This window comes from Cytobacillus sp. OWB-43 (genome assembly GCF_034651445.1).
GTDB classification, from domain to species: Bacteria; Bacillota; Bacilli; order Bacillales; family Cytobacillaceae; genus Cytobacillus; species Cytobacillus kochii.
The window spans coordinates 137,424-151,430 of sequence record NZ_JAYEFF010000005.1 but is presented as its reverse complement, the minus strand read 5'-3'; the positions used below and the strand labels follow the sequence as shown (position 1 = coordinate 151,430).

14 protein-coding genes and 1 riboswitch are annotated in these 14,007 nt (G+C 37.7%); of the genes, 6 read left to right on the top strand and 8 right to left on the bottom strand.

Translation table 11 applies throughout. The features are described 5' to 3' along the window. Positions 1–83 precede the first annotated feature (83 nt). Positions 84–1,295 carry an FAD-dependent monooxygenase gene (locus U9M49_RS17510; protein ID WP_095370918.1) on the top strand — a complete coding sequence of 404 codons (1,212 nt, stop codon included), beginning with the start codon at positions 84–86 and terminating at the stop codon, positions 1,293–1,295. Between the two features lie 118 nt (positions 1,296–1,413). Next, positions 1,414–2,766, top strand: coding sequence for an MFS transporter (locus U9M49_RS17505; protein ID WP_095370919.1), 1,353 nt, complete (start codon positions 1,414–1,416; stop codon positions 2,764–2,766). A 51-nt stretch (positions 2,767–2,817) separates the two neighbouring features. On the opposite strand, the gene U9M49_RS17500 is transcribed toward U9M49_RS17505, so the two are convergent. After that, positions 2,818–3,681, bottom strand: coding sequence for an alpha/beta hydrolase (locus tag U9M49_RS17500; RefSeq protein ID WP_322910297.1), 864 nt, complete (start codon positions 3,679–3,681; stop codon positions 2,818–2,820). Between the two features lie 112 nt (positions 3,682–3,793). Between U9M49_RS17500 and U9M49_RS17495 the strand changes: the two genes are divergently transcribed. Then, a complete protein-coding gene (locus tag U9M49_RS17495) occupies positions 3,794–4,138 on the top strand; it encodes a DUF6176 family protein (RefSeq protein ID WP_322910296.1) in 345 nt (114 codons plus the stop codon). 336 nt (positions 4,139–4,474) lie between these two features. Here the strand turns inward: U9M49_RS17495 and U9M49_RS17490 are convergent, their stop codons facing one another. Further along, complete coding sequence (locus tag U9M49_RS17490; RefSeq protein ID WP_095370923.1) at positions 4,475–4,795, bottom strand: hypothetical protein; 321 nt, start codon at positions 4,793–4,795, stop codon at positions 4,475–4,477. Positions 4,796–4,949: 154 nt separating this feature from the next. Between U9M49_RS17490 and U9M49_RS17485 the strand changes: the two genes are divergently transcribed. The 3 genes from U9M49_RS17485 to U9M49_RS17475 all read left to right on the top strand — a co-directional run bounded on the left by U9M49_RS17485 (position 4,950) and on the right by U9M49_RS17475 (position 7,544). Next, entirely contained in the window at positions 4,950–5,549 is a 600-nt protein-coding gene (locus tag U9M49_RS17485) for a glycosyltransferase family 2 protein (RefSeq protein WP_322910295.1), read from the top strand. A gap of 40 nt (positions 5,550–5,589) precedes the next feature. Continuing rightward, positions 5,590–6,585, top strand: coding sequence for a polysaccharide biosynthesis protein (locus U9M49_RS17480; protein ID WP_322910294.1), 996 nt, complete (start codon positions 5,590–5,592; stop codon positions 6,583–6,585). Positions 6,586–6,782: 197 nt separating this feature from the next. After that, positions 6,783–7,544, top strand: coding sequence for an IclR family transcriptional regulator (locus U9M49_RS17475; protein WP_322910293.1), 762 nt, complete (start codon positions 6,783–6,785; stop codon positions 7,542–7,544). Between the two features lie 222 nt (positions 7,545–7,766). Here U9M49_RS17475 and U9M49_RS17470 read toward each other — a convergent pair whose 3' ends face one another. The 6 genes from U9M49_RS17470 to U9M49_RS17445 all read right to left on the bottom strand — a co-directional run bounded on the left by U9M49_RS17470 (position 7,767) and on the right by U9M49_RS17445 (position 14,000). After that, entirely contained in the window at positions 7,767–8,522 is a 756-nt protein-coding gene (locus U9M49_RS17470; protein ID WP_322910292.1) for a 3-oxoacyl-ACP reductase, read from the bottom strand. A 92-nt stretch (positions 8,523–8,614) separates the two neighbouring features. Continuing rightward, a riboswitch (TPP riboswitch) is annotated at positions 8,615–8,716 on the bottom strand. Between the two features lie 85 nt (positions 8,717–8,801). Then, the gene (locus tag U9M49_RS17465) at positions 8,802–10,337 is read right to left on the bottom strand and encodes a glycosyltransferase (protein WP_322910291.1); all 1,536 of its coding nucleotides are present in this window, start codon (positions 10,335–10,337) and stop codon (positions 8,802–8,804) included. 117 nt (positions 10,338–10,454) lie between these two features. Further along, positions 10,455–12,119 (bottom strand): ABC1 kinase family protein, encoded by a 1,665-nt coding sequence (locus U9M49_RS17460; RefSeq protein ID WP_307315593.1) that lies wholly within the window; start codon positions 12,117–12,119, stop codon positions 10,455–10,457. Positions 12,120–12,148: 29 nt separating this feature from the next. Continuing rightward, positions 12,149–12,451, bottom strand: coding sequence for a phasin family protein (locus U9M49_RS17455; RefSeq protein WP_095370929.1), 303 nt, complete (start codon positions 12,449–12,451; stop codon positions 12,149–12,151). Between the two features lie 440 nt (positions 12,452–12,891). Beyond that, positions 12,892–13,311, bottom strand: coding sequence for a disulfide oxidoreductase (locus U9M49_RS17450; RefSeq protein WP_095370930.1), 420 nt, complete (start codon positions 13,309–13,311; stop codon positions 12,892–12,894). A gap of 2 nt (positions 13,312–13,313) precedes the next feature. Beyond that, positions 13,314–14,000, bottom strand: coding sequence for a DsbA family protein (locus U9M49_RS17445; protein WP_307315597.1), 687 nt, complete (start codon positions 13,998–14,000; stop codon positions 13,314–13,316). Between the last annotated feature and the right edge of the window lie 7 nt (positions 14,001–14,007).

Sequence of the window (14,007 nt, the reverse complement as noted above, 5' to 3'; positions counted from 1 at the left end):
AAAAGATTCGAAATATAAAAGTAAATGAAAACGCTTATAAAACAGAATATTTATTTTTGTAAAACAAAAGGAGGATAAACATAATGACAAACACAGCACAGAATCCATTTATTGTAATCGGTGGAGGAATCGGCGGTTTAGCTACTGCATTAGGTGTAGCAGAAAATAACCAATATGTAAAAGTGCTTGAACAAGCACCTGAATTCGGTGAAGTTGGAGCTGGTATCCAACTTGCAGCGAATGCGACAAATGTTTTGCAACGCTTAGGCGTAATGGATAAAATCAATGAAATCGCTGTATTCCCTAAACGTCTTGTACTTATGGATGCATTCTCTGGTAAAGAATTATCAGCACTTGATTTAGGAGAGGTTTACAGAGAGAGATACGGTGCTCCTTATATTGTATTACACCGCTCTGATCTACATCGTGTGCTTCTTGAAGCTTGTCAGGAAAACCCATATATTGAACTAGCAACAAACCAAAAAATTACGACAACAGAAGAAAACGATCAAGGTGTAACAGTTAAAGCAGAAAACGGTGATGTTCATAAGGGAATCGCAGTAATTGGTGCAGATGGTCTATGGTCTAATGTTCGTAAAATGTTCTCTGATGACCAACCTATTTGTTCCGGATATGTTGCTTACCGTGGGGCAATCCCGATTGAAGAAGTGAAGACCTCTATTGGGGATATGGATGACGTATATATGTGGATAGGACCAGACCTTCACTTAGTACAATATCCAGTTCGTCGTGGTGAACTTTATAACCAAGTCGTTGTATTCAAAAGTAAAAACTACCGTCCCGAAATTGAAAAGACTGAAGATTGGGGCACTCCGGAAGAAATGGACGCTGTGTTCGCTGGGTCATGTGAATTAGTGCAAAATGCGATTTCATTTATCTCACGTCAAAAACGTTGGCCAATGTTCGATCGCTTACCAATCGAAAACTGGACGCAAGGTCACATTACGCTCACTGGTGATGCTGCTCACCCAATGCTACAATATCTTGCTCAAGGTGCTTGTCAAGCACTTGAAGATGCTGCATACATGTCAGATATGCTCAGTGCACATGGTGAAGATATCCCTGCAGCATTTACAGCGTTCCAAAAAGAAAGACAACCGAGAACAGCCTATGTCCAAGGTTCTGCACGTACATGGGGTGAAATTATTCACAATACAACAAACGAAGGTATTTTACTTAGAAACATTATCCTAGGAAAAAGACAATCAAATGACTTTGAATTTGTCGATCAATTCCATGGCTATAATAAAAATGCAAAACTAGTTGAAGCTTAAACCGTTCTCCACAAAGTCGTCATTAATGGTTTCATCTGGAGAAGAAAGGCTTAATCCTTTCTTCTCTCTTTTCATATATGTGTAAGCGATTGCAATCTCTAATTGATGGGGGAAACAAATGAACAAAATAAACGCAGCGGAAGTGATTAATAATAGTAAGTTTAATCGGTTTCATTTCGGCTTACTTGCCTGGAGCTTCCTTATTATTCTCTTTGATGGCTATGATTTAGTTGTTTATGGTACCGCCGTACCAGTTTTAATTGAAGAATGGGGGTTAAGTTCGGTCCAAGCTGGAGCCATGAGTAGTTATGGATTATTAGGGATGATGTTTGGTGCCATCTTTTTTGGTATTCTTGCTGATAAAATGGGAAGAAAAAATGTGATTGCACTTTCACTGATTCTTTTTAGCTTATTTACGTTCCTTTGTGGATTTGCCTCTTCACCTACAACCTTCTCTATTTATCGATTTATTGCCGGTTTAGGTTTAGGTGGAATTATGCCTAACGTTATTGCCTTATTGACAGATTACGCGCCAACGAAAATGAAAAGTATGGCTGTTTCCATTGTATTATGTGGATACTCTTTTGGTGGGATGCTTGCACCGATTCTAGGAATCTTCGTTATGCCTACACTCGGTTGGGAATCAATTTTCTGGTTTGCAGGTCTACCATTATTACTGTTGCCTGTCATATATAAATTTTTACCTGAATCTTCAGCCCATTTAATTAAGAAAAATAAGAAACAAGAACTATTATCTGTGCTACGTAAAGTAAACCCTGCACAAAAGATGGATGAAAAAACAGAGTTCTTCCTACAAGTCCAAGAGGAAAACAAAGTTCCTGTTGTCGGACTATTCAAAAACAATCGCGGTCTAAGTACCGTCATGTTCTGGATTGCGTTTTTCATGTGCTTATTAATGGTTTACGGCCTAAATACTTGGTTACCGAACTTAATGATTGAAGCGGGTTATGCCTTAAATTCAAGCCTAGCCTTCCTTATTACGCTTCAAGGTGGAGCCATTGTTGGGACACTCATTATTGGCTGGCTCTGTGATAAATACGGTTCAAAGAAAATGCTCGTGCCCTTATATGCACTTGGTGCAGTGAGCCTAACATTACTTGGATTTGGTGGTAGTGAATTATTCATTTACTTACTAGTTGCTATAGCTGGTGCTAGTACAATCGGTGCCCAAAACCTTGTACAAGCCTATGTCTCTCAATATTATCCTCCTAATATTCGATCCACAGCATTAGGAATGGCTTCAGGAATAGGGAGATTTGGAGGCATGCTCGGGCCACTTCTCGGCGGATTCTTATTAACGGCCGCTCTCCCTATTCATATGAACTTTATCGCATTTGCAATTCCAGGGTTGATTGCTGCCATTGCCTTAGCTCTCGTCCCAATTAAACGGGCCTATAAGCCTGAAGCTACTGTGGTAAAAGAGAATGAAACGATAAAAGTTGCTAATTAACGAGGATGTAAAGAAAAGAGCCATATATTTTGGCTCTTTTCTTTTGCCTACTTATCTTTGGAAAAAGTTTTCTAATTCCCTTATCACTTCATCAACTTCTTCTATAACGAACGCATGGCCTGCATCTAATTCTCTAAAAATGACATTAACGCCAGCTCTCTTTAAATCCTCTAGTAATGTAGTCGTCATTTCCCTTGTAGTTAAGACATCCTTATTTCCCCACAAAAGAAAAGTCTCTGCTTGAATATTGTTTATTTCTCCTGTTCCCTCAGCTGCATCATTATCAATATCAGTTATATTAAACACATTAGCTGCGTGTGCAACATCCATCATATTCCTTTGTTGTATTGCTGCTTTTATATATCCTTCAAACCGTTCTCCTAATGCCTGCCTGCCTTTAACAAACATCAACTGTTCTATCGCTTCGGTAAAAAAAGCAAACTCTTTCATCTTCTGTGCTTCTACTAACCTATTTAACATTGGATCTTTTTCTATTGCTTCTCTTGTTTGATAGCGCTTATTGTTTTCATCATAGGCTGGATATCCACCGGCTGGCATGGAGGCGAGCAAAACCATTTTTTCAACAAGGTTTGGATACATTGCTGCAAATTGCAACGCAATACCACCTCCATTTGACCAACCAATGATTGTTATTTTATTTAAAGAAAAATGATCACAAAATAATTTCAAATCATAAGCGAATGTCTTAAAATCCTCTATTGGCTGATTGTAAGTAGATCGGCCATAACCTCTTAAATCCGGGGCATAGACCGTATACTTTGAAGGTATTTTCTCCAAAAATACGTCCCAATGATTCGCTGAGGCATAATTGCCATGAACGAGAAGTAGAACCTTCTCTCCCCCATCCTTTTTCAGATAATCATACACTTCACCGTTACTTAACCTGCATTCCATTTAAACACCTCTACTTTCTCCTTTAAACCTCTCATACTATTCGATTAAAGCTATCTTTATTCCTTTTTATGTTAAAATATTACATAAACATTCTAATAAAAGGAGAGATTGTATGAACGTTGAACTCACACGTTTTAAGGTTAAAAAAGGAAAAACAAAAGCTGTAGACGAATGGTTACAATTCCTTAATCATCATATGAAAGAAGTACTCCTCACACTTGAAGAAGAAAAAATGTATATTGAAACGATTTTTCGCGAAGTACAAAACGAAAATGAATATCTTTACTGGTATTCTGTACAAGGTAGGGATGGGATTGAAGTGACTGAATCCACCCACTGGGTAGATAAAAAACATCTCCAATATTGGCAAGATTGTATAGATGAAACCTACAAACCAGTTAATTTAATTACCGAAGTCGTTATGATCCCAGAGAAAATCAGAGCAAATATGACTTAGCTTAAATAGGCTAAGCACTTTTCACCTTCCGTCCATATAAGAAGAACGAAATGAGTCCTAATACGGTATATAATATAACAGCATTCACCATACTACCTACCTCAAACCAATACGAAACCGGAATTATTATCGCAGCGGACGAAAAGATAAAGCCTATGATCATCTGCTTTTTTAAGCGCGCGCAAATCATACCTTGGATAATAAAAGCTAGCGGAAAAAGGACATAAATCCCTAATAATAAGATTTTGCTAAACGGAAAAAATGAACATATCCACGTAAATATAAAAATACATATAGAGGGAAATAAAACTCGAAAAAACATCTTCATGTCAGTGTTCATCCCCTTCTTTTTATAGACAATATTATAGCCTTCCACCAAAACCACAATAAAACAAGATAACCGAAAACACTATACAACGCCCATAGTGCACCATCAAAAAGCTCATGAAGGAAAAACTCCCCTTCATTCATTTCTTCACCGCGACCAATAGCATTGAATATAGAAATAAAAGGGATTGTTAGAACAAAAAAGATGACGAATAATGCTGTTTTTCTAATTTGTTTCCTCCATAACATTCTTAACGCCATCATAAATGAAATAAACAAAAAGAGATAATACAATAGCCAAAACCATAACGGTAAACTCACCATAAACATTCCCTCACCCCTCTTGAGTGTAATATTACACCAAAAGAAATTTATTGTAAATAATTTCTTTTTATGTCCTAAATTCACCACTTTTAATTAGGCGCATACACTAAACGATATAACACCTGCCCCAAAATCATGCATAATAAAGTGAGGAAAAGTCATGAGATTCAGCTTTTTATCCCCGGTTTATAATAGTGAACAATGGGTTCGCTCGATGCTTGATAGCATTCCTAAAGAATATGCCGATGAAATCATTGTTTGTGATGACGGATCAACCGATCAAACATTAGTGATGTTAAAAGAATATCAACAACAGTACCCTCAACTAAAAATCTTAGAAAATGGGGAAAATCGTGGCGCTAGCTATTCGTATAATCGTTGTATCGAAGCCGCAACTGGAGATTATATTGCCATTATTGATAGCGATGATATTTATTTACCAACCATTCGTGAAGTACTCGCTAAAATAGATGGTGAGTACGACATTTATTATTACAGCATGGTGACAAAGGATGGCCAGCTCTTTCAAGCAACGGAAGAAAATTATCGTGAATGGTGTGGGCAATTTAGGATCATTAAGAGAAGCTGTGTGGGAGAAGCGAGATTTTCTGAAAGACCGGATATGGCGGGGGACTGTGATTTTCATCAAGCGCTCTTAGACCAAAACCCTTCAGTGCACATAACAGGAATTATCGCTTACTGGTATAACTATCCACGAATAAATTCCGAATATTATTTATACTATTTTGGATTAAAGTAAGCCCATTGTGGGAAATGACAGAAAGGTGCGTTCCATACTTATGTTTAAAAATAAAACGCTATTAATTACAGGTGGAACCGGCTCGTTTGGGCATGTGGTGTTAGAACGTTTTTTGCATAGTGAAATAAAAGAAATACGCATCTTTTCTCGTGATGAAAAAAAACAAGATGACATGCAAAAACAGTATGCAGATGGAAGAATCTCTTATATCCTCGGCGATGTTCGGGATATGAGTACTTTATTACCAGCTGTGGACGGGGTTGATTACATTTTTCATGCAGCAGCCTTAAAACAAGTACCCTCATGTGAGTCACATCCGCTAGAGGCGGTGAAAACGAATATTCTTGGCACCGATCATGTATTAAGTGCAGGAATACAAGCAGGGGTAAAGAAAATTGTCTGCCTATCAACGGACAAAGCAGCCTATCCAATTAATGCAATGGGAATGTCTAAAGCTTTAATGGAAAAGACATTTATCGCTAAATCGAGACAAGCTAACGCTCGTGGTACCATTATATGTGGCACAAGATACGGAAATGTCATGGCATCAAGGGGGTCCATCATTCCGCTACTCATAGAACAAGTAAAGGAAGGAAAGCCGCTAACTGTTACGCATCCTTTAATGACCCGTTTTATGATGAGTTTAGATGAGGCTGTCGAACTCGTATTGTACGCTTTTGAGAATGCTTGTAATGGGGATATTATGGTACAAAAATCGCCTGCTGCCTATATTACAGATTTAGCACAAGCGATTAAAGAACTTTTTCACGTTAACCTTCCTTTAGAATTAATTGGCACACGGCCGGGAGAAAAGCTCTATGAAGTTTTACTAACAAAAGAAGAAGCAGCGAAAGCTATTGATCTTGAAGGCTTCTATCGCATTCCTCGAGATACCAGAATAGAAACTGATACAAACTCTGTAGAAGAATATCACTCCAATAATACTTATCGTCTCTCTGTAGCTGAACTAAAAGAAAAACTACAATCATTATCCTATGTTCAAAAAGAGCTAAAAAAATGGAAAAGGTTAAATTAATATATTTGACCGCTCCCTATTTTTCGTGAGTTGAGCACCTTCATTGACCAAGTTAATAATCGCCAACTCACTTACTATTCTTATATATACTGAATTTATAGGGATATCCTACCAATCCTCTAAAGGAAGGTTGTTGTTTGATGTAGTTTCTGATAAATTAGGATTCAACATGACTAGCATATTGAGGAGTTACATACATGGAAATACAAAAAAGTAGTACGATGATACAATCCTTGCAAATAGGCATTTCTATCATCGAATTAATCTATCAAAAAGATACCCCAATGAAATTCTCAACCATTCAAGAAGAAACCGGTATTACGAAAAGTAATTTATATAAATATTTAAATACACTTACGCAATTGAACATGCTCTATCGTGAAAAAGGGACAAACCTGTATTATCTTGGAAGCAAATTGATTCAATATGGTACAGCCGCCTTTGGTAGTCGTGATATTGCCGATGCAATCACTCCGTATATGCAGGAACTTTCTTCGCTTACTTCCTGCACCGTTTCGTTTTCATTATGGACAAACAACGGACCTATTACGACAAAGATTTGTCATTCGAATGAACCACTTCATATTGGTACACAACTAGGCGGAAGCTTACCACCAACATCTGCCGCAGGGAAGATTTTCTTAAGTTTCTTAAACCCAGTACTGACAAAAGATTGGCTAGGAGACGGGGAAGCGATCGATAACGCAGAATGGCAAATGATTCAACAATCGAAAATCTCCTTCGCTACCGAACCTTTAATTCCATCGATTTCTTCGGCTTCCGTCCCTTTGCTAGACTACCAGAATCAATTACTCGGTGCAGTGACAGTTGTTGGATTTAACGATAAGATGCCTAAGGAAGCATCGGATCCGATGAGCAAGCAACTGCGGAAGTTTCACCTACAAGCATCTTCTATGTTTGGCTATCGATATAAACAAGGAAAAATTGAACAATACTGATTGAACGTTCAATCGACCGTTTTAACATCTAGTAGAATAAAATACTAGTGAGAAAATTAAGTTATTATTTTAAAAATATCCTTTTCTGCGAATAAATTGGAGTTTAGCTTCGACTTAGTCTCACATTTGCTGATATAAGCTCTTTACTGATTTATCAACCTACAAAATAAGTCCATTTATTGAAAAAGGCCGCCATAAACAAAGATGACGACCTTTTTTATCTTAGTTCATCGTCAATCCATGATCAACGACTAGATTTTGTCCCGTAATCGCTCTAGCGCCTGGAGAGGCTAAGAAAACAACGGCTTCCGCTACGTCTTCTGGTTTTGTCACACGGCGGATAGCAGAGTTATCAGCCACAATCGCAAATACCTCAGGGGTAGTAACAGCACTTGCATCCGTTGTTTCTAATAATCCACCGGAAACCATATTCACATTAATATCATACTGTCCGAGCTCCTTGGCCATATTGCGTGTAAAGCCAATTAATGCCGCTTTGGCTGTTGTATATTCATGGTAGGCAATGACTGGGTTCTGGTAAAGATTCGTGCCAATACCAATCACACGGGCTTGCTGTGAATCCTTTAGAGCCGGAAGAGCAGATTGAACAACATTTAAGCTTGCTTTTATCGCGCCTTCAAACTGGGTTTGATAGCTAGCCCAAGATAATTCCTCTACTTTCGCCTGTGCCACAGGATCAAATTTAAATTGAACTAATGCATTATTTACAACGATATCCAAGCGACCAAAATGAGCAATTGTGTCTGCTACCATTGCTTTTACTGCTTGATGATCTCTTACATCAGCTTGGATAGCAAATGCACGATCTTGTCCGATTTTTTCAACTACTGCATCTGCTTTTTCTTTATTATTAAAATAATTAACGACTACTTTGTAGCCCTCCTTACCAAACTTTTCAGCAATTGCAGCTCCTAATCCACGACTTGCTCCTGTTACTAACACGACTTCTTCTCTCACGCTATTCCCTCTTTTCAATAGATGTAATTAAAAATGTTCAGGGAAACAAAACAAAAGGCTCCCCGAAAATGGAGAGCCTACCATACATATGCATATAGTTGGAAGATGCTCCCTACGATCGTCTTAACGAACAGGTTCTAAGGGTCAGGTTTTAACCTTCTCAACTCATTTTCTGAGTCCCCCTGCAACAATTTTTAATTATTTTTAGTTTAGCATACAAATAGTTTCCTAGCTATGAATCGAAGTTCATTTCGAAACTGACCATTTGCTTTATGTTTCTCACCATTGTTTTAAACGGGGATTCTTATCTAGAATCGATTCATATTGTTTCTCATTACCATAGAGGCTATTCGGGTCAAGCAGCTTATATCTCTCATATTTTTCTAATCGATCTTTTTCTTTTGCCCAGCCTAAATGCTTGACTCGTATTGTGGATAAACTGTGGGTAAGTTGGAAGATGTTTTCTGGAAATCTCCCACAATGCTGTGGTGTTTCTTTCCAGACAGGCTGAAAGGTTGATCTAACTCTTGCTAGAAATGGACGGTATAAGAAATGTGCTTGCCAGTATTCATCTTCACGATAATGGTCTTCATCCCACATATCATACAGTCTAAAACAGTACAGGTCGATAGTATCCTGTTTAACAAAGTCATCAATATAATCAATAAAACTCTCCTCAAACCATTCATCTGCGTCAAGATTTAATACCCAACCTAAAAAACCATTCGTTGCTTCTAACCACTGTTGTTTTCTTAGTTCCACTTCATTGGCAAACTGGGAGCTTGCATTCTTGACCAATTTAATTGGCATACCTTTTAGTTCTTGCAAGAAAATCGATATAGTCTGATCAGTACTAGCATCATCTATAATCACAGCTTCATCGATAAATGGCTTTACTTTCTTTAACATCGTTTGTAAATAACGACCTTCTTCATTCTTCACAATCATCGATAAGCGAATTTGATGGCTTTCTGCTTTTTCTGGATAAATAGGTAGTTCGCTATAAGCATACTGACATTTTTCTTTAAATGCGGGTATGCCTGTAAGGTCAGAAGAACGATAAATATGATAAGCTGGCAGATGTGTGTCTACATGTAGATCCAGTCCTAATGCCACAGCTCTCACACAAAAATGTCGATCTTCTCCCCAAAAACTGAGATTTTTAATTTTACTAAAATGAATACCTGCTAACAAAGCTTTCCTGCTAATTAGCGTGCACGCACCTAATCCTCCTACTTCATAAACACCTGGAGTTTGTAACTGTTGAATAAAAGCCTCGGTTTGAACGGCCTTTTCTTCGTCTGTTATGGCACCTTCATCCGCCTGTCTCCAGTGGGTATATTCATCTGTTAACCACACCTGCGGATAAGGAATTGTCCCCTCTTGCCAAGCCGTCCAAAATACCTCTGAAACAATTTCTTTTTTCGTGGAAATAAGTGTATGAAGGGTATTCGGGTGTAAAAGCAAATCAGAGTCAATTAAAAACAAATAATCAAATTCTTCAAATTTCGCCTGCTCAATAAGCATATCTTTGAAGCGAGCAACCTTCCAGATGAGAGCATCATTCCAGAAATGGGTAAAGTCGGTACGAATATAGATACTATCTTCTTTTGCGGATAAAATCGCAACATCTTTCTTCCATTTGGCAAAATGACGTAGTAGTCTACTTGATTCTTCATTCTGATTATCATCTATGAAAAGATAATGAATCTCCATTGTATCCGTTTTTAAATTGGCTAAGGATAGCAGAAACTCTTTTAAAATATCGGGTTCTTGATTAATTGGACTGCCAATGAGAATTTTTGTATTAACCATAAGCAACATTAACGTTTATTGACAAAACCGTTCACCTCTCTACACTATATTCTCACCATGAATTGCTTGTGTAGTGAAATCAGAAAAATTCTACCCAAAACAAAAAGCAGAGAGTCGTCAGAATCTCCCTGCTCTAATGATGGTGTATATAAGAAATAAGAACATTAATATCGCAATGACGAAGCCGATTTCTACTGCTGGTATATTCCATAGGAGAGATGATTGCCTGCCAAGGGCGGAACCGATAATTAAACCCACCATTATAATGCAAAATGCTAGCAACACGATACTAAATGCTAGCCGGTTGCTGATACGATCAATTCTCGTTAGAAATTTTTCACTGTTTGGCAAATTCAGTTCGAGCGGGATTTTTCCCTTTTTGATAAGGGCAATCAAATCTTTCAAATTATACGGCGCTTCCTTTAGAATATCAAAATACTCCCCGATATGAGCTAGCGAATCTTTCGCCAAATGATCAGGTCGATATTTATTAATAATTAATCGTCTACCAAAAGGCTCAGCAATTTTTAATATGCTTATATTAGGGTCAAGTTTTTCAACAATACCTTCCATTGTTAACAATGTTTTTCCCACTAATGTTAAGTTTGTTGGGATATGTATATGATGTTGATTGGCAACGGAAAACAAATCATTAACTGCCTCGCCAATTGATATTTCACTAAACGGAATATCATAATATCTCTCTCTTAGTAAATCAACATCAATTTTTAAAAGTTCAACATCGACATCATCTTGGACAATACCCATTTTAGTGATGGCTTTAATGACTCCATCGGTACTTTGCCGCAACATGGCAATAATTAATGATGCTAAATTTTCTTTCATATCCTCAGTTAAACGTCCAACCATACCAAAATCCATGAAAACAATTACATTTCCTGGTAATACACAAATGTTACCTGGATGAGGATCTGCATGGAATACACCTTCCTCTAATATTTGCTGGAGGATGCCTTCAACGATTCTTTCGGCGATCAGTTGTTTATTAAACCCTTGTTCCGCCAAACTTTTATTTTCAAGGATGCCGCACCCTTCAATATATTCCATAGTTAACACTTTTTTCGTCGTATATTTCCAGTATGTTTTTGGGATTTTATAATGATTATTGTCTTCAAATTGATTGGCAATTTTATCTGCATTACGACCTTCAAGTAAATAATTCAACTCATTTAACAATGCTTTAGAAAATTCTTTCATCATTTCCACTAACTGATATTGCGATGCCCAATGTAGCCGTTTTTCTGCGATTTTAGCAATTTCTATCAAAATTTCTAAATCTGTTCTCATGGTCTTCTCAATATCAGGCCGTTGTACCTTAACAGCTACTTTTTCACCAGAATGGAGGACACCATAATGGACTTGACCGATAGATGCCGATCCTAATGGCTCCTCTTGAAATTCTGTAAAGAGGTCATGTAGTTCTTCCCCTAGTTCGGTTTCAACAATTTTTTTTACCTCTGCAAATGAAAATGACGGGGCATGTTCCTGCAATTTTTCCAATTCCCTAATAATTGATTCCGGAAAAATATCTGACCTTGTACTCGCAATCTGACCAACTTTAATAAACGTCGGTCCAAGCTCTTCTAAAAACAGACGAACACGTTCACCTGTCGTCTTTTCATGAATTTCCTCTTGCTTTCGCATGAACATACGTTTAGGTAGGGACAATACTTCATGCAAGCCTAATTCTTTTAAGAGATAACCAAAACCGTAATGAGAGAAGGCTACGGCAATTTCACGATAGCGATGAATATGACTCATCTTTGGTTTGAAAATGGCAAAAACCTCCCTTAATTCTCTTCTCGATTGTTTGCCTCAAGTGCTAGAATCCGTTCCTCTAATCTTAAGACATCATCCTTTGTAGCGATATTCAAATCATGCAATAAACTAGTCATTCGTTGATGGGCTTTGTCGTCTATCTGCGTTTGCTTCTCTTGGCCTTTCGCCCTTACCTCCTGCATAAAATCCTTCGCTTCCTGTTTTGTTAACTCTCCTCTTTTCACTAACTCATCCATCATTTCTTGTGCACGGTCTTTCCCTGCTGCTGCTAAACCTAACCCTAACATCATCCCTTGTTTTATTGGGTTTTTCATCTCATTTCCTCCTTTAATAAATGGCAGATTTTCACTAACATTATTTTACCCATTTTCAAGTAGATTAAGCATGAAAAAACATATATCACAAGTTGTTCTAACAGATGGTAAATTCAGAGATAGTTAGAAAATTAATCGAAGAAAATGCAATGCCTCACAGACCTTCATTTTTACGCTCATGTCCAACCCTAGAAAGTAGATGAAGAGTGGGCAAGTCGGATTAAAGCGGAAGTGCTCACGGAATTTGCGGATGAATGGCGATGTCCGATTTACATACAATTCTATTCGTGATTTTCAAATGAATTGTGTGCATATAATGAGATTTTACGCTTGTCTCATGTCAAGCAGCTTCCCCTTCTTCCATTTACAAATTCACAACCGATTTCTACTCTATTACGAACAAAACAAAAACCCCGTACAATCATATGTACGAGGAATGTTTATGATGCTTGATTGTCTTTTTTTATCATCAGGCAAAAGAAGATAATAAGCGTGAAAGCCGTTAATGCCAAGAAAGGAATGGTGATAAAACCGAGCCAATTGATATATTGGCCACTACATGGTACACCGCTTGAACATGGGGTGACCTCAGCGAGTCCAGGCACTTTTTGTACAAGATAATGATAGAGAGAAATACACCAGCCAATAAACGCCATTGGTAGCGCAAATCTTCGCACAGAAATATCTTGATAGAACGTACCGATCCCCAAGATTAAAACGAGTGGATACATGAATATTCTTTGATACCAACAGAGCTCACAAGGAATAAACTGCTTAATTTCACTAAAGTATAGACTACCTAATGTTGCTATGAGTGCAACCACCCAAGAAAAATACAACATGATTTGATTTTTCTTCATTCTTATCCCTCTAACTCTTCTTCAATCAAACGTTTGATTGAATCATAATTAAATGGATCTGTCACCATTTTATCGTTAATCATAATCGTCGGTGTGAGCTGGACTTCATATTCACCTACGAGTGAAGTGTCATGATTAACCGCCTCTATTGTTGCGCTTTTTTTCATTTCTGCCAATAGATCTTCTAGTGGAATTGACGTCGTTTCTGCAACGACTTCCTCTAGTACTTCCGTTGTTAACCAGACAGAATCATGTTGCCCACTCTCTGGCTGCTTATCAAACAAACCTTTATGGAATGCCCAGTATGCATCAGGTTCCAATAGATGAACAGCTTCGGCTGCAACTGAACCTAATTTAGACTCATCGCCATGGAAGAGCACATTGATATAAGAGAAATTCACTTGATTCGTGTCTACATAATCTTCCACTAATTGCGGATAAATAGTCTCACCCCATTGTTTACACGCTGGACATTTAAAGTCGCCAAATTCTACGATTTGTACAGGTGATTCCGCCTTGCCTAAAACAGGCTGTCCTTCAATAGGGGGTGCATTTTCAAAAGATGTATACTCATCCTTTTCATTTCCTTGATTGTTTATGAACACCATGATAACAACTGCGATAACGACAATAATCGTAATAAAAAATAATAACTTCATCGGTTGGAATTGATTTTTATTTGTGCCCATACTGCTC